The sequence below is a fragment of the Mycolicibacterium hodleri genome, from assembly GCF_025822245.1.
In the GTDB taxonomy this organism is placed as follows: domain Bacteria; phylum Actinomycetota; class Actinomycetes; order Mycobacteriales; family Mycobacteriaceae; genus Mycobacterium; species Mycobacterium hodleri.
Window position 1 is genome coordinate 1 of the sequence record NZ_JACKTL010000068.1, and the last position, 16487, is coordinate 16487.

Sequence of the window (16487 nt, forward strand, 5' to 3'; positions counted from 1 at the left end):
CGGTCGCGGCGGGTGTCGTGCCGTGCGCGGGCGCCAACGACGGCGGCGGATCGATCCGCATCCCGGCGGCCTGCTGCGGGCTCGTCGGCCTCAAGCCCGGCCGCGGACTGACCCCGTCGGGTCCGGAGAAGAGCGAGCCGATGCACGGTGCAGCCGTGCAGGGCGTGGTGTCCCGCACGGTGCGCGACACCGCGGGGATGCTCGACGTCCTCAGCGGCGGGGAGCCGTCCGGGCCCTACGTGCCCGGGCTGCCGCCGTCGCCCTTCGCGCGGTGCGTCGGCGAGGACCCGGGCCGGCTGCGGATCGGCGTCCAGGTGCCGTCGGCGATCAACGCGACGCCGGACCCCGAAGCCGTCGCGGCCGTCGAGGCCACGGTGCGCGTGCTGACCGACCTTGGCCATCACGTCGAGGAGTTGACGCAGGCGCCGTACGACGACGCGGTGCTGGCGAAGGACTTCCTGCTCACCTGGTTCGTCCACGTCGCGTACGAGGTCGCCGACGCGAAGCGGCTGACGGGCGCCGGGGACGAGTCCTTCGAGCGCGACACGCTCATCATGGCCGCCCTGGGCCGCGCGACCGGCGGCGTCGACTACGTGAACGCCGTCGAACGACGGCACGAGCACACCCGCCGGCTGACCGACTTCTTCGAGTCCTACGACCTGCTGCTGACGCCCACGCTGGCGACTCCGCCGCCGAGGATCGGTCAGTTCGACCTGCCCGTGGCGCTACAGCGTAGTGCCGACGTCCTGCTCAGGACGCGCACTGCCCGCCTGCTGCGGTACACCAAGATCGTCGACGACATGGTGGACCAGAACCTGGGCTGGGTGCCGTACACACAGCTGGCGAATCTCACTGGGCGGCCGGCCATTTCGTTGCCGCTGCACCAGACGGCGGACGGGCTGCCGCTGGGCGTCCAGTTCGTTGCGCCCTTGGCGGGGGAGTCGCTGCTGATCCGGCTGGCCGCCCAACTCGAGCAGGCGATGCCGTGGGCGGATCGCGTCGCGCCGCTCTAGCGCCAACCAGATGACGGGTCTCTGACCGCGCCGGCTGCATCCGCAAGTCGGGTCGTCCCGATGTGATAGACACGGCGCTATGTCAGCGCCGCACGCGACCGGCGATCGCCTACTGGTCCCCGGGAAGACGTGCTGGCGCCTCGAGCGCGCCGAGCGGTTCTCCTTCATCGTCGACGCGGCCGACTACTTTCGCCACACCAAGGCGGCGATGCTGCGCGCGAAGCACCGCATCGTGCTCATCGGGTGGGACTTCGACACCAGGACGGTCTTCGAGCCGGGCGGCAAGACGCTGGCCGGGTACAACGAGCTGGGTCCCTTCCTGCGCTCGCTGGTCCGCAAGCGGCCTGCCCTCGAGGTGTACGTCCTGCGATCGAACCTGCGCTTGTTGTCCGCGTTCGAAGGGTTGTGGGAGGGCGTCACCCCGGTCTCGGTGATGAACCGGTTCAGCAGTGAACGCATGCACTTCGCCATCGACGGGGCGCATCCCACCGGCGCGGTGCACCACCAGAAGATCGTCGTGGTCGACGACGCGGTGGCGTTCTGTGGTGGCATCGACTTCACCGTCGACCGGTGGGACACCCCCGAGCACCTCGACGAGAACCGACTGCGTCGTGCGCTCGGCGAGCCCCACGGACCCCGACACGAGGTGGCGGCCGCGGTGAGCGGCGCCGCGGCCCGAGCACTCGGCGAGGTGGCCCGCGACCGCTGGTCGGTGGCTACCGGTCAGCCCCTGGAACCGATCGAGGCCACCCGCGACGTGTGGCCCGGCATGTTGGTGCCGACCTTGCGTGACGTCGACGTCGCGGTGGCGCGCACCATGCCCCGGCTCGGCGACGGCGCCGAGGTACGCGAGGTGGAGGCGCTGAACCTCGCCGGAATGGCGGCCGCGCGCGAGACCATCTACCTGGAGAACCAGTACCTCGCCTCGCGCACGCTGGTCGACGCCCTCGCGGCGCGGCTGCGTGAGCCGGCCGGCCCGGAGATCGTGATCGTGATCCCGCGCAAGTCGGAGAGCCCGCTGGAGGAGCGGTCGATGGACAGCGCGCGATACCGCATGCTGAAGCGGTTGTGGGCGGCCGACCTGCACGACCGGCTCGGGGTGTACTGGCCGGTGACCGCCGGCGGCACGCCCGTCTACGTGCACGCGAAGGTCATGGCGGTCGACGACCGGCTCTTCCGGGTCGGTTCGTCGAACCTCAACAATCGCTCGCTCGGTTTCGACAGCGAATGCGACGTGGCCATCGAAGCCTCGGCAGCCGCCAAGGACCACGCGGACGTCGCCAGGACGATCGTGGGGCTGCGCAACGCGCTCGTCTGCGAACACCTCGGCGTGGAGGTCGAGGAGTTCGAGCGGGAACACGCCGAACGGGGGTCCTTCCTCGCCGCCGTCGAGGCGCTGCGTGGCTCGGGCCGCACCCTGCTGCGGTTCACCCCCGAGACGGTGGTCGGCGAACGCAGCCTGTGGGCCGAGAACGACCTGATGGACCCCGACCGGGTGCCCGAGTCGTTCGCCAGGAGCGTCGCGCGGTGGCTCGGTGGGTTCGTCGACTGACGGGGACTCCGAGCCGGCGGGCACCATGGACGCCATGACGACCCCACCCCCCTCCCAGCTGTCCCTTGAGGAGAAGGCCGCACTGCTCAGTGGTGCCGACTTCTGGCACACCGCGGCGCTCGAGGGCCACGGCGTCCCCTCGATCATGCTCACCGACGGCCCGCACGGCCTGCGCAAGCAGCGTGGGTCGGGCGACCACCTGGGGCTCGGCGACAGCGTGCCGGCCACCTGCTTCCCGCCCGCCGTCGCCATGGGCTCGTCGTGGGACGCGGACCTCGTCCGACGCGTCGGCGAGGCGATCGGCACCGAGGCGGCCGTCGAGAACGTGGCCGTGGTGCTCGGGCCGGGCGTCAACATCAAGCGATCGCCGTTGTGCGGGCGCAACTTCGAGTACTTCTCGGAGGATCCCGTCGTCGCCGGGGTGCTCGGCGCGGCCATGGTCGGCGGCATCCAGAGTCGCGGCGTCGGCGCGTCGCTCAAGCACTTCGCGGCCAACAACCAGGAGACGGACCGGATGCGGGTCAGCGCCGACGTCGACCCGCGGCCGTTGCGCGAGATCTATCTGCGCGCCTTTCAACGCGTCGTCGAGGACGCCCAGCCGTGGACGGTGATGTGTTCCTACAACCGCGTCAACGGCGTGTATGCCTCGGAGGACCGCTGGTTGCTGACCACGGTGCTGCGCGACGAGTGGGGGTTCGACGGCGTGGTGGTCTCGGACTGGGGTGCCGTCGACGACCGCGTCCGGGCGCTGGCCGCGGGCCTGGATCTGGAGATGCCGGGCTCCCGCGGCGCGACCAACGCGCAGCTGGTGGCGGCGGTCGACGACGGTTCGCTGGACGCGGGTGTGGTCGACGTCGCCGCCGGTCGCGTGCTGGCGCTGGTCGACCGGACGCGGGCGGGCGGGGAGTCGGCTCCGTTGGACGTCGACGCCCACCACGCCCTGGCACGGGAGGCGGCGGCGCGTTCGATCGTCCTGTTGAAGAACGACGGCGGCCTGCTGCCGTTGGCGAAGGACGCCGGCATCGCCGTGATCGGTGCCTTTGCCGCCGAACCGCGATACCAGGGTGCCGGCTCGTCGATGATCACCCCGACCCGGCTGGACCATGCGCTGGACGAAATACGTTCGCTGGCAACGGGATCGGTAACCTTCGCGGCCGGTTTCAGCACCGCGGTCGAGGTCTCGGAGGCGGAGTCGGCGCGCCTGCGCGACGAGGCGGTGGCCGCCGCCTCCGGCGCCGACGTCGCCGTCGTCTTCCTGGGCCTGCCCGCCCGCCTGGAGTCCGAGGGCTACGACCGTGACGACGTCGACCTGCCCGCCGACCAGCTGGCCCTTCTCCAGGCCGTCGTCGAGGCGAACCCCGACACCGTCGTCGTGCTGTCCAACGGCGGGGTCGTCGTCCTGCCCTTCGCCGCCAGCGTGCCGGCGATCCTCGAGGGGTGGCTGCTGGGCCAGGCGGGCGGCGGGGCCACCGCCGACGTCCTCTTCGGTGTGGTCAACCCGTCGGCGAAGCTGACGGAGACGGTTCCGCTGCGGTTCGCCGACAGCCCGGCTTACCTCGACTTTCCCGGCGAGTTCTCCCACGTGCGCTACGGCGAGGGCCTGTTCGTGGGATATCGCTGGTATGACGCCCGCGACCTCGACGTCGCCTACCCGTTCGGTCATGGGTTGTCCTACACCACGTTCGAGTACGGGCCGGCGTCCGCGTCGACCGTCGCGGACGGTGACGTCGACGTCCGGTTGGCCGTGACCAACACCGGTTCGGTGGCCGGCCGCGAGGTGGTGCAGCTGTACTCGTCGTTGCCCGCGGCCGTCACGCAGCGCCCGCCGCGAGAGCTGAAGGCGTTCGCGTCCGTCGCACTGGAGGCGGGCGAGACGCGCGAGGTGACCCTGCGGGTGCGGCGAAGGGACCTGGCGTACTGGGACGTTCGCGTCGACTCGTGGATCGTCGAGGGCGGCACCTACACCCTCGAGGTCGCCGCCTCGAGCCGCGACGTCCGTTCGACGGTGCGGGTCGACGTCGTCGGGGACCCCGTGGCCTTGCCGCTGTCACGCTCGTCGTCGATCGGCGAGGTGATGGCCGATCCCGTCGCCGGTCCGGTTCTGCAGGCCGCGGTCGCCGAGATGATGGGCGGCGCACCGGATGCCGCGAGCATCCTGCCCGAGGGTGTCGACCTCCAGAAGATGCTCGACTCGTTCCCCATCGGCCGGGTCGGAATGTTCGCGGCCGACGTCGACCCCAGCACGATCGACGCGCTCCTCGCGGGGCGGTCGCCGGACGGGACACCTCAGTAGCCCCGTCGTCGTTAGGCCAGCCGTACCTTCGGTTTACGAAGCTCGTCGGTGGGCAACCCGCAGTCACCGCGACGTAGCAGGGCCTACCTGCTCAAGCCCCGATGCGGTTCGATGAAGGAGATGGTTCCATGGCGATCAACGACGACGACATCACGACGACCGGCGCCGGTGGCGAGGGTCCGGCCGACGGTGGCTCCAACCCCGGTGGTCATGACGGCGGCGCGGACGGCAGTGCCGGTGGCGAGGGTCCGGCCGACGGTGGCTCCAACCCCGGTGGTCATGACGGCGGCGCGGACGGTAGCGCCGGTGGCGAGGGTCCGGCCGACGGTGGCTCCAACCCCGAGGGTCACGACGGCGGCGCGGACGGCACCGCCTGATCCAGCATCATGCTGAACCGTTGCATCGGCGCCGACCCCCAGACGTTCGCCCGCGAACACTGGGGGCGGTTGCCGTTGCTGACCCGGGCAGCGGAACTGCCTCGCGACTTCGACGACCTCCTGTCGACCAGCCACGTCGACGAGCTGCTCTCCGAGCGAGGGGTGCGGGCCCCGTTCATCCGGGTGGCCAAGGAGGGCGGGTTGGTGACCCGCGACGCCTATCTGGGTCCGGCCGGCTTCGGGGCCGAGATGCCCGACCAGGTCGACTCGGCGAAGGTCCTCGCCCAATTTGCTTCCGGCGCAACGATAGTGCTTCAGGGGCTGCACCGGCTGTGGCCTCCTGTGATCGACTTCGTCCGGGGGATGGTCGACGACCTGGGGCATCCCGTTCAGGCCAACGCCTACGTGACGCCGCCGCAGAATCGTGGATTCGATCCGCACTACGACGTCCACGACGTCTTCGTGTTGCAGACCTCCGGGACCAAGCACTGGACGGTGCACGAACCGGTGCACGTCGACCCCCTCCCGTCACAGCCGTGGACCGACCATCGCGACGCGATCGCGCGGCGCGTCAAGGACGACGAGCCGGTCGTCGACGCGGTGCTCAATCCCGGTGACGCGCTCTATCTTCCCCGGGGCTGGATCCACTCGGCTCGTGCACTTGGCCAGACGTCGGTTCACCTGACGATCGGCGTCTCCGCCGTCACCGGGATGGACGTGATCCGCGCCGTCGTCGACCAATTGGAGGGCGTGGCCGACTTCCGGCGCTCCCTGCCGATGGGGGTCGACATGACCGACCAGAGCGAGATGGTGGCGACCACCACCAAGCTCGTCGCCGAGCTGGCCGAGCGGCTGCGCGACCACGCCGCCGAACTCGGCGAACAGGCCGCCAACGGCACGAGGCGGCGCTTCGCCGACCGAACCCGGCCCGTCGCCGTCCGGCCGCTGGCCTCCCTCGCGGCCGCGGAGCAGGCGGCCACCACCGCCGTGCGATGGCGGCACGGCCTCGTCGCCACCGTTCGACGGCACGACGGCCGGGTGGTCCTGCAGCTGACCGATCGCACCATCAGCCTGCCCGATGCATGCGCCGACGCGATCGCCGCGTTGCACGCGGGTCTGGTCGCCGACGCGGGCGCCCTGCCCGGACTGGACGCGGCCGACGGAGAGGTCGTCATCCGCCGATTGCTGCGGGAGGCGGTCGTCGTACCGGCCGCAGGATGACGCCGCCCGACGGTTGGCGGCCCTGCAGCGACGTGTCGCGGGAGCGCGACGATCCCATGTACGGCACCGCGTCCGCCGGCTCGGCCTGGCTGATGCTCGAATTGTGCGGCGCCTGGGGGCCTTCGGCGTTCATGGACTCGCCGTCGGTGATCGACCCCGGGCTGGGCCGGGCGATCGTCCGCCGGGCCGAGGCGGCAGGGATGCGGATCGCGGCCATCCGCCGGCCGGGACGCCGCACGGGGGCGCGGCGCTGGCGGTGGTTCGTCGCCGAGTCCCACCTCGGCGCGGAGGCTCTTCACCACGGCGAGGTCTCCGGTCCCGACGAGTACCTGGAGCTGGCGCTGGACGGCTCCGACGGGAACCCAACCGACGGGCCGCTGGTCGCCGTCTGCGCGCACGGCCGGCACGACCAGTGCTGCGCGGTCCGGGGTCGTGGCGCGGCGGCGGCGATTGCGGCGAAGTATCCCGAATTCACCTGGGAATGCTCACATCTGGGTGGGGACAGGTTCGCTGCGACGATGCTCATCCTGCCCGAGGGGCTGTGCTACGGACGGGTCGAGTCGGCCGACGCCGCGCACCTGGTGAGCGCGTACGCCGAGGGGCGGCTGGTCAACGGCCTCCTGCGCGGCCGCACCTCGTTGCCACACGTGGTGCAGGCGGCGCAGTACTTCGCCCGCGAGGCGTACGGTGACGACCGCGTTGGGGCCTGGGCGCCGGTGCGGCTGGAGCCCGGCGACCGTACGGCCCGCGTGACGTTGGCCGTCGACGGGGGCACCGTCGAGGTGGTCGTCGGTGAGCAACTGTCCGAACCGCTGCTGTCTCAGTGCAGCGCAAGGATTCCCGGGCGCGTGCGGATCTTCACGTTGGTGTCGGTCACGCGGGAGTGAGCACCGGTCTTTAGAGCGGAGTGGTGTCGCCGTACGTCGCAGACCGCCACTGCGGCGTGGCCTCGCCCTCGTGAAGCCAATGAGCGCGGATGTACCAGTCGACGGGCCCGTATGGGCCGCCCTGGACCACGATGTCGGAATTCACGTCGTCGCGGCCGCTGACATACGTGACGTTCTCGATGCGAACGCCTTGGCCGGCGACGTCCTGGTCCGGGTTACCGCCTCCGAGTTCCACTGCCCACCAAGACGATCCGACGTGATCGTCCATGGTCACCGTGATGTTCGCGATGTCGAGATCGTAGACCTGCAGGATTTGCACGCCGACGCCGGACCCGGCGCCCCGTCCTGGCAGATACGCGGTGATGTCCTCGAAGGAGCCGTCCTTGACGCGGTAGAGGACGATCGCGGCGCCGTCCGCGCCGCTGGACGTCACGCTCCCGAACGTCACCCCGGCGATGTCCTGGACGAGGATCCGTCCGGGACCGTCGAGCACCAGGTCGTCGATCGTCAGATTCGAAGACGGCAGGTCGGCGACGTCGAGCGCTCCGCGGATCGCACCCGCGCCGGTGATGACGACGTCACTGGGGTGATCGGCGACGAGTCGTAGGCCGTCGACCACCGAATCGCGGAGCGATGCCAACAGTATTCCGCCGTTGCCGCCGCCGGTCGGCATGCTGGCGGCCAGGCTTTCGGCGTCGATGTTGCGCAGCGTGATGCCGGCGAACTTGCTCGTCGTCACCGCGGGGGTCTCGACGGCGAGCGACCAGTTCTTCGAACCGCGGATGACGACGTCGGTGATCGACGAGCCAGCGAAGTCCCACCACATGGAGTTCTGGGTGCCGTCGATGTTGTTGGTGGCCAACACGATTCCGGTCTGGGTATCGTCGATCGTGACGTTCGAAAAGTGAATGTCGCGCGAGGCGAGACTGGTCCAGTCGCCGGGGCCGGCCGCGATGGCCGAGTTGAGCTGGATGCCGTAGTCCTTGCCGGTTACCGTGACGTCGTCGATGGCGATGTCGTAGCCGCCCTGGACCCGGACGCCGCTGGCGCGGCCGCCGGTCACCGTGATGTGGGAGGCGACCGAACCGCCGTTGTTCCATTCCCCGACGCCGGCCTGATTGAACGGACCGTCTCCAGGGCCGTAGGTCCACGGCTGACTCGGGTCGTAGTACGTCACGAAGGCCAGACCGTCGTCGCCGGTGTTCTGCGCGACCAGCCCGTCGACCGTCACCCGGCGGTTGGCGTTGAAGTGCAGTCCGTCGGCCAGCGTGCCGATGGCGGTGAAGTTCGTGACGGTCACGTCGGACGCTCCCATGACGACCGCCCCGGCCTGCGGTGCGTTGACCACGCGACCGTTGACGATCGACACGAACTGCACGGTGCCGGTCGAGCCGGTCCATCCCGCAGGGGGCGGGGAATCGGATGGCCAGCCGAGCACCGAGATGCCGTCGCCGAAGCTCCGTTCAGACGGCCTGGTGACCCATTCGACGGTGGGATTGATGATCGCCACATGGGAGGCCGACCCCTCGACTCGGATGCCGTGGCTGGTGCCGTGTCCGGCGGCGTCCAGGTTGTCCATCAACAGCCGCGCTCCGGGGGCGAACTCGACCGTCACGTTCGACAAACCCTTGATCAGGATCGCTGCGTTGCCCGCGGGCTGCTGTTGGGCAAACCGGTAGTCGCCCTCCGGGAAGTACAGCCGCTCACCCGACGACAGCGCTGCCTGTGCGGCCTTGATGGCGGCCGAGTCGTCGGTGATCCCGTCGCCCACCGCACCGTAGTCCTTGACGTTGATGGTGGTGACGGGCGCGGTGGTGGAGGCCGCCGCAGACGTGGTCGACTGATTGCCGGTGGGGACGATCGTCGAGTCGCCGAGTTGTCGGCGCACCCATGCCAGGACGGCCCACAGGGACGGGGATTCCACCGGTCCGGGCGCGCCGGTGGCGTCGAATGCGCCCAGCAAGGTCGCGACGATACCGACGGCCGGCACCGGAAGCTTTTGCGAGACAACGGGTGTGGCGATTGCGGCGGCTTCCGGAGTGGTCGTCGTCAGCGCCGGGCTGGAGACGACCGGCTCGCCGGCCACCACCACGCCTGCCGAGGGGGTCGGTGACTTCGTCGGCTGCTCGACGCTGGTGCCGACGGTGGAATGGGTTGCGACGTCGGCGTCGCCGGCAGCGGTGGGCTGGTGCTGCACCGGTCTGGGTGTCGACTCGGCAGTGTCCGATCCATGGTCGACCGCACCTCCCGCGCCGCCCGTGGGCGTCGGTACCGCCGGCTCGGTTACGGCGGGTTCGGTGGGTTCGGCGGGCTTGGCGGGAGCTTCACCCGTGGCATCCGGATCCGACGGATCTTCGACCGTCGACCCGGCGGGATCGGCGGACTCGGGGCGGTCCTTCGCCGGGCCGGTCGTCGGGCCGGGTGTGGTGGAGGTGTCGGACGGGTCGCTGCCGCCCGCGGAGCTCGCGGCCGAAGCGCCGTGCGACGACGCCGAATTCGACGAGGCAGTGGACGAGGTGGTGGTGGACGAGGCCGAATTCGACGAAGCAGTGGTGGACGACGCGGTGGTGGACGACGCGGTGTGCGACGACGGACCATCGGCTGAGGGCGACGACGCGCTGGGCCCGGGCCCATCCGATGCCGACGGCTCCGCAGCGCTGATGCCGGGGCCGGCCACGAGCGCCAGCCCGATGCCAGCTGCCGCCACCACCCCGCTCATGCCGTACGTGCGCTTGTCCATCGGGCAGGCCCCCCCCTTTTGACGTACATGACAATTACGTCACCCTCACCCTATCCCCACGGTGGATGGCGACGCGCCCTACCTGGCCGTTTCGGGGTGGTCGACCGCGAGCGGCCGTCCGAACCGCTGCCGTCTCAGTGCGGCGGGAGGATTCCGGAGCGCGTGCGGACCGCGACGCTGGTGTCGGTCACGCGGGAGTGGCCACGGCTGCCTGCCACCGTGCGCGCCGCTGCTCGTCGGTCTGCTCCCACCACGGCGGCGTGCCCCGTTCCCCGAGCGCAACCTTGGCGGCCTGCACGCCCGCGCGGGCGGCCCGTTCCTCGTCAGTTCCCTTGGTACGGCGCACTTCCCGGCGCCATGACATCAGGATGTGGGTGAGCTCCGCCCGGCGTTCTTCGGGGATTGCGGGATCGGTGGCGCGCCAGCGGCGTCCGTTGATCACCACGTAGTGACCGTCCTCGGTGGTCGACGGTTCGTTCACCGGGCCGAGTCTAGGTCTCAGCTGTGGCGGTTGGCCCAGCCGTCGTCGCCGTAGGCGAAGAGTTGCAGCGCCCGGTCCCATGACCGGGCCCGGGAACGGTCCAGCGCCTTGCGAACGGCCAGGCCGACGAGCCCGCAGAAGACCACGGCGAGCAGCCAGACCGACCAACCCGCGCTGGTCGCGTTGACCGACGCGTCGGCCGGTCGAAGGGGTGCGGTGACGACCTTGCCCGCCTCGTCGAGCCACACCGTCATCTTCGCGCCCGCGGCGACTGCCCCGGCACTGGCGATGCGCTCGGTGCGTTCCCGGCCGTTCTCGGTCCACTTGGCGTCGACGTAGAGGGGCGTGCCGAAGTCGGTCGGGGTTTCGGTTCCGGTCACCGCCTGAGCCTGCACGGAGTGCCGGGTCTGCGTTTCTTCTTGGACGAACTGCATCGTCGAGTCGTAGGCCCGGTCGGCCACGTGCGTCGCCACGGGGATGGCCAGAAGCGTCATCAGGAAGAGCACCACGAATGTCAACGCTTCGAGTCGGTCGCTGGTGCGGGTCAGGGGATTGCGCTGTAGCGCCCGGACGTTCCAGCGGAAGTGCAGAGCAAACGATTGAACGCTCATCGGCGCGGTCCAAGTCGAAGTTCGGCAGTTCTCGTCAACACCTCATCCATGGTGACACCGGGGCCGCGCGGTGCCAAGTTTTACGGCGTCAGGGCGATGAGCATCACAGCAGGTGAGTGGCGGGGGCCACCGTCGTACCCGAATCCACCGGGTGTGACCGGGCCCACCGCGAAGGCGTCAAATTTTCGCCAGCAAACCCCTCGACGGTGCTAGGCCTCGCTGGTCTCGCCGGTGACCTGGAAGACGATGCGTCGACCGATCTGTGCGGCGTGATCGGCGAAGCGCTCGTAGAAGCGGCCGAGCAAGGTGATGTCGACCGCCGCCGCCACCCCGTGGTTCCACCGGTCGTCCATCATCATCGTGAACAGGTGCCGGTGGAGTTGATCCATCGCGTCGTCGTCCCGACTGATCTGGGCCGCCTGCTCGGGATCACGGGACAGCACGACGTCCTTCGCGCTGTTGCCGAGATCCACGGCAATGCGTCCCATTTCGGCGAAGTACCCGTTGACCTCCTCGGGCACCGCATAGTCCGGGTGCCGGCGGCGGGCGATCTTCGCGACGTGCAACGCCAGGCCGCCCATCCGCTCGGCGTCGGCCACGTTCTGCATCGAGCTGACCACCACCCGTAGGTCCCCGGCGACGGGCGCCTGCAGGGCCAACAGGAGCAGGGCGGCCTCCTCGGCCTGGGCCTGCATCTGCGTCAGGTGGTCGTGGTCGGTGATGACCTGTTCGGCGAGCGGCAGGTCGGCTTGCAACAGGGCCTGGGTGGCGCGTTCCATCGCCAGACCGGCCAGGCCGCACATCTGACTCAACGCCTCGATGAGTGAGTCGAGCTCGCCGTGGAAGTCGTTCCGCATGGTCCCTGTACTACCCGACGCGGCGCTGCCCCGCCCGAGTAGGGGGCACGTTCGGCCGTGCAACCGGCCGCGGGCGGGGGAGTCGTTCCGTTATCGTCGCCGGATGAGCGAAGCGGCCCCGTCATCGAGCACGCCGTCCGGCCGCGGCGGCGCCACCCTGGCGCCGACGAGCACCAGGCGGGCGGTGCTCAACACCATCAAGGGTTCGGCGGGAAACCTCGTCGAGTGGTACGACGTCTACGTCTACACGGTGTTCGCCACGTACTTCGAGGCCCAGTTCTTCGACAAGGCCGACAAGAACTCGACCCTGTACATCTACGGCATCTTCGCGGTCACCTTCGTCATGCGGCCGGTGGGGTCGTGGTTCTTCGGACGGTACGCCGACCGCCGCGGGCGAAAGTCGGCGCTGATGCTCAGCATCACGGTGATGTCGGCGTGCGCGTTCGTGGTGGCCGTGATGCCCACGCGCGAGATCATCGGCTACTGGGCAGCGGTGATCCTGATCCTCGCGCGGCTCGTGCAGGGCTTCGCCACCGGCGGGGAGTACGGGACTTCGGCGACGTACATGTCCGAGGCGGCCACCCCCCACCGGCGTGGCTTCCTGTCGTCGTTCCAGTACGTCACCCTCATCGGGGGTCACGTCCTCGCGCAGTTCACCCTGCTGATCCTGCTCAGCATGTTCGACGTCGAGACCGTGACGGCGTGGGGATGGCGGGTCGGCTTCTTCATCGGTGGCATCGCGGCGCTGGTGGTGCTGTGGATGCGCCGCTCGATGGACGAGTCGCTCAGCGACTCCTACCTCGAGGCGGTGCGCGCCGGCACCGACAAGGCCGCGGGGTCGTTGAAGGCGCTGTTCACCACGCATTGGCGCCCGCTGGTGCTGGTCTTCCTCATCACCGCGGGCGGCACGGTGGCCTTCTACACGTACACGATCAACGCACCGGCGATCGTCAAGTCCACCTTCGGTGCCGACCGGGCCCTGACCGCGACGTGGATCAACCTCGCGAGCCTGATTCTGCTGATGCTCCTGCAGCCGCTCGGCGGTCTGCTCAGCGACCGGGTGGGGCGCAAGGTGTTGCTGGTGTTCTTCGGCGTCGGGGGGGTGCTCTACACCTACGTGCTGTTGACCTACCTGCCGCAGACCACCTCGCCGATGGTCGCGTTCGCGTTGACGGTGGTCGGCTACGTCATCCTGACGGGGTACACCTCGGTGAACGCCATCGTGAAGGCCGAACTGTTCCCCGCCGAGGTGCGTGCGCTCGGCGTGGGATTGGGCTACGCGCTGGCGAACTCCGTCTTCGGCGGTACCGCGCCGTTGTTGTTCCAGGCGGCAAAGTCCTCCGATCGCGTCGGCTCCTTCATCGTCTACGTCACCGTGGTGATCGGCATCAGCCTCGTGGTCTACGTCTTCGGGCTGAAGAACAAGGGGATGACGGTGCTCGATCACGAGCAGGGCAGCGCCTGGGCGGTACCGACCCGCCGCTGAGCGGCGCGGATGCCGCGTTGCCGCGCTTCACGTACGGTGGTGCGTGGCGACGGGCTGGCAACTTTGATCGCTTTCTGAAGGTGTTGTCCGACAATGCCTTTCGCGTTTTCGATCAAAGGACTGCAGCTTGGTTGGTGATCCCGGACGACCCCCTCCACGTGTGATTCACCGCCGCGCGGCACTCAAGGTTCCGCTGGTTCTGGCTGGTGGCACGGCGTTGAGCGCATCGCCGAGGGCGTCCGCCGCGGGCGGGGGACGGTGGCCGATCGAGCGGGCCCAGGGGTGGTACCGGACGCACCGCGGACTCGTCGGCGCAAACTACATTCCGTCCAACGCGATCAACCAGCTGGAGATGTTCCAGCCGCAGACCTACGACATCCGGCGCATCGACGCCGAGCTGGGCATGGCCCGGCGAATCGGGTTCAACACCATGCGGGTGTTCCTCCACGATCTGCTCTGGACGCAGGATCGCCGTGGCTTCCTCCGGCGGCTGATGCAATTCGTGACGATTGCGGCGCGGCATGCCATCAAACCGCTGTTCGTCTTCTTCGACTCCTGCTGGGACCCACGGCCCACATTGGGCCCGCAGCGCGCGCCGGTGCCGGGTGTGCACAACTCCGGGTGGGTGCAGAGTCCTGGCGCGCAACGCCTCGGTGACCGGCAGTACGTCGGGGTCCTCAAGGAGTACGTCACCGGGGTGTTGAGCCAGTTCCGCAACGACGACCGCGTGCTGGGGTGGGACCTCTGGAACGAACCCGACAACCCCGCGACCGTGTACCGCAATGTGGAGAGGACCGACAAGGACGACCTGGTCGCGGCGCTGCTTCCGCAGGTCTTCCAGTGGGCGCGGGACGTCGACCCGACACAACCCCTGACCAGCGGTGTGTGGCAGGGCGCCTGGGCCGACCCCGGCAAGCGCAGCATCATCGCCGGCATCCAACTGGACAACTCCGACGTCATCACCTTCCACTCCTATGCCGAGCCGGCGGGCTTCGAGGCGCGGGTCGCCGAACTGGTGCCGCTGCAACGGCCCATCGTGTGCACCGAATACCTGGCTCGGTCACTGGGCAGCAGCGTGGAGGGGATCCTGCCGATCGCGCAACGGCTGGACGTCGGCGCGATCAACTGGGGCCTGGTGGCGGGCAAGACGCAGACGTATCTGCCGTGGGACTCGTGGGATCGCCCGGATCCGGCTCCGAAGGTGTGGTTCAGCGATCTCCTGGGCCCGGACGGGCGTCCCTACCGGGACGACGAGATCCGCGCGATCCGGCGGTTGACGCCCCTGGTGCGCGCCAAGTAGGCGGCGAGGGTATTCGATTCCTCGCAGGGAAACTCCGAGACGGTGGTCGGAAAGGCCCCTCAAGGGCCGACGGGACAACGTCGTCCTTGCCACCAAGGGTCGAGAGACGGACGTTCGCCGCGCCACCTTCATGAACGCCTTCACCGACGCACTTAGGGATGTCTCAAGAAATACGTCAAGAAGTCTTTAAACTTCGAACGTATGTTCTAATCATGGTCGACGTGGGCGAGGTGCAAGCGGCGGTAGCTGCGCTGCGGGCCGCCCATGACGCGTTGGCGGCGCTGTCGGTCGAGCAGCTGACCGCTGCCGAATTGCTCGGCGTGCTCGACGATCTCGAGACGCTGACGTGCCAACTACCGGTCCAGGGGCACCGGTTGCTGACCCGGTTGCAGGCCGAGACGACACCGAAGGCGTTGGGTGCGAAGTCGTGGCGCGACGTAATGGCCGTCCGGTGGCGGATCTCGCCGAGCGAAGCGGGTCGCCGGCTCGAGGAGGCCGCGCTGCTCGCCGCGCGCCGCACGTTGATCGGTGCACCGTTGGACCCGGTGTTGCCGTGCACCGCGATCGCGCAGTCGCATGGGTTGATCACCCGCGAACACGTGCAGGTCCTGGCTAATGCGATGGGCCGCATCCCGGCGGCGGTCGACGCGACCACCCGCGGCCAGATCGAAGCCGACCTGGTCAGGACCGCGATGAGCGTCGGTCCCAAGGAACTCAAGGACAACGCCGACCGCACCCTCTTCCTGCTCGACCAGGACGGCCCGGAGCCCGACTACACCGAACGCGCGCGCCGCCGAGGTGTGACGAAGGCGCCCCAGCAGCCCGACGGCATGGTGCGCCTGACGGCCAACCTGACGCCGGAGGCCTGGGCCGTCGTCGAGGCCGTCTTTGCCACGCTGGCCGCGCCGGGGATGTGCAACCCCGACGACGACCAGCCGTGCGTGTCGGGCACCCCGTCGCAGGAGCAGATCGACGAGGACCACCGCACCCTGGCGCAGCGCCAGCACGACGCACTGATGACGGCGGGACGCCGCGTGCTGAAGAGCGGTGAGCTGGGTCAGCACAACGGGTTGCCGGCCACGATCATCATCCGAACCACCCTGCAGGATCTGGAGAGTCGAGCCGGGGTCGGTGTCACCGGTGGTGGCACGGTGATGCCGATCCGGGACGTGATCGGGCTGGCCGCGCGGGCGAACCTCTTTCTGGCGGTGTTCGACGGGGCCACGGGGTCGGCGCTGAACCTGTTTCGGGCCCGCCGCACCGCCTCGCCGGCGCAGCGGCTGATGCTGATCGCCCGCGACGGTGGGTGCACCAAGCCCGGGTGCACGGTGCCGGCCTACGGCAGCCAGGTCCACCACGCCGCCCGCGACTGGGCCGACGGCGGCCAGACCAACGTCGACGACCTGGCCCTCGCGTGCGGGCCCGACAACCGGGCGGTCGGGCCTGGCGGGTGGACCACGCGGGTCAACGGCGACCACGACGTCGAGTGGATCCCGCCCCCGGCCCTGGACACCGGTCAAGTCCGCGTCAACGACTACCACCGCCCCGAAAGGCTGTACCGGCCACCGGATGACGAGCTGGACGACCCGGGCGGCGAGGCCGAGGACCGGCCCGCCGGCCCAGAACCCAACGCCGCCTAGCTCTGATGTCCAGGGACGACTTCCCTGGA

Annotated in this window: 14 protein-coding genes; 10 read left to right on the top strand and 4 right to left on the bottom strand. The window is 69.6% G+C overall.

Annotation, left to right across the window (positions count from 1 at the left end; all coding sequences use genetic code 11):
* The 6 genes from H7J06_RS27830 to H7J06_RS27855 all read left to right on the top strand — a co-directional run.
* Window positions 1-1013, top strand: a 1013-nt coding sequence (locus H7J06_RS27830) for an amidase (RefSeq protein ID WP_264042665.1), incomplete at its 5' end; no start/stop codon positions are given.
* 79 nt (window positions 1014-1092) lie between these two features.
* A complete protein-coding gene (locus H7J06_RS27835) occupies window positions 1093-2565 on the top strand; it encodes a phospholipase D-like domain-containing protein (protein WP_264042666.1) in 1473 nt (490 codons plus the stop codon).
* 34 nt (window positions 2566-2599) lie between these two features.
* Window positions 2600-4858 (top strand): glycoside hydrolase family 3 C-terminal domain-containing protein, encoded by a 2259-nt coding sequence (locus tag H7J06_RS27840; RefSeq protein WP_372515423.1) that lies wholly within the window; start codon window positions 2600-2602, stop codon window positions 4856-4858.
* A 128-nt stretch (window positions 4859-4986) separates the two neighbouring features.
* On the top strand, window positions 4987-5235 hold the full coding sequence (locus H7J06_RS27845; protein WP_264042667.1) for a BatC protein: 249 nt from the start codon (window positions 4987-4989) through the stop codon (window positions 5233-5235).
* 9 nt (window positions 5236-5244) lie between these two features.
* Entirely contained in the window at window positions 5245-6456 is a 1212-nt protein-coding gene (locus H7J06_RS27850) for a cupin domain-containing protein (protein ID WP_264042668.1), read from the top strand.
* On the top strand, window positions 6453-7343 hold the full coding sequence (locus tag H7J06_RS27855; protein WP_264042669.1) for a ferredoxin family protein: 891 nt from the start codon (window positions 6453-6455) through the stop codon (window positions 7341-7343). Before H7J06_RS27850 ends, H7J06_RS27855 begins: the two co-directional genes overlap by 4 nt.
* A 10-nt stretch (window positions 7344-7353) precedes the next feature.
* Here the strand turns inward: H7J06_RS27855 and H7J06_RS27860 are convergent, their stop codons facing one another.
* On the bottom strand, window positions 7354-9540 hold the full coding sequence (locus H7J06_RS27860) for a glycosyl hydrolase family 28-related protein (RefSeq protein WP_264042670.1): 2187 nt from the start codon (window positions 9538-9540) through the stop codon (window positions 7354-7356).
* Window positions 9541-9673: 133 nt separating this feature from the next.
* Here H7J06_RS27860 and H7J06_RS32490 point away from each other — a divergent pair, with 133 nt between their 5' ends.
* Complete coding sequence (locus H7J06_RS32490) at window positions 9674-10105, top strand: hypothetical protein (RefSeq protein WP_264042671.1); 432 nt, start codon at window positions 9674-9676, stop codon at window positions 10103-10105.
* A gap of 165 nt (window positions 10106-10270) precedes the next feature.
* Here the strand turns inward: H7J06_RS32490 and H7J06_RS27870 are convergent, their stop codons facing one another.
* The 3 genes from H7J06_RS27870 to phoU all read right to left on the bottom strand — a co-directional run bounded on the left by H7J06_RS27870 (window position 10271) and on the right by phoU (window position 12032).
* The gene (locus H7J06_RS27870; RefSeq protein ID WP_264042672.1) at window positions 10271-10564 is read right to left on the bottom strand and encodes a hypothetical protein; all 294 of its coding nucleotides are present in this window, start codon (window positions 10562-10564) and stop codon (window positions 10271-10273) included.
* Between the two features lie 17 nt (window positions 10565-10581).
* A complete protein-coding gene (locus H7J06_RS27875) occupies window positions 10582-11175 on the bottom strand; it encodes an Rv1733c family protein (protein ID WP_264042673.1) in 594 nt (197 codons plus the stop codon).
* 209 nt (window positions 11176-11384) lie between these two features.
* Complete coding sequence (phoU, locus tag H7J06_RS27880; protein WP_264042674.1) at window positions 11385-12032, bottom strand: phosphate signaling complex protein PhoU; 648 nt, start codon at window positions 12030-12032, stop codon at window positions 11385-11387.
* Between the two features lie 103 nt (window positions 12033-12135).
* Here phoU and H7J06_RS27885 point away from each other — a divergent pair, with 103 nt between their 5' ends.
* The 3 genes from H7J06_RS27885 to H7J06_RS27895 all read left to right on the top strand — a co-directional run bounded on the left by H7J06_RS27885 (window position 12136) and on the right by H7J06_RS27895 (window position 16458).
* Entirely contained in the window at window positions 12136-13518 is a 1383-nt protein-coding gene (locus tag H7J06_RS27885) for an MFS transporter (RefSeq protein WP_264042675.1), read from the top strand.
* A gap of 163 nt (window positions 13519-13681) precedes the next feature.
* The gene (locus tag H7J06_RS27890; protein ID WP_264042743.1) at window positions 13682-14818 is read left to right on the top strand and encodes a glycoside hydrolase 5 family protein; all 1137 of its coding nucleotides are present in this window, start codon (window positions 13682-13684) and stop codon (window positions 14816-14818) included.
* Between the two features lie 212 nt (window positions 14819-15030).
* On the top strand, window positions 15031-16458 hold the full coding sequence (locus tag H7J06_RS27895; protein ID WP_264042676.1) for an HNH endonuclease signature motif containing protein: 1428 nt from the start codon (window positions 15031-15033) through the stop codon (window positions 16456-16458).
* Window positions 16459-16487: the final 29 nt, after the last annotated feature.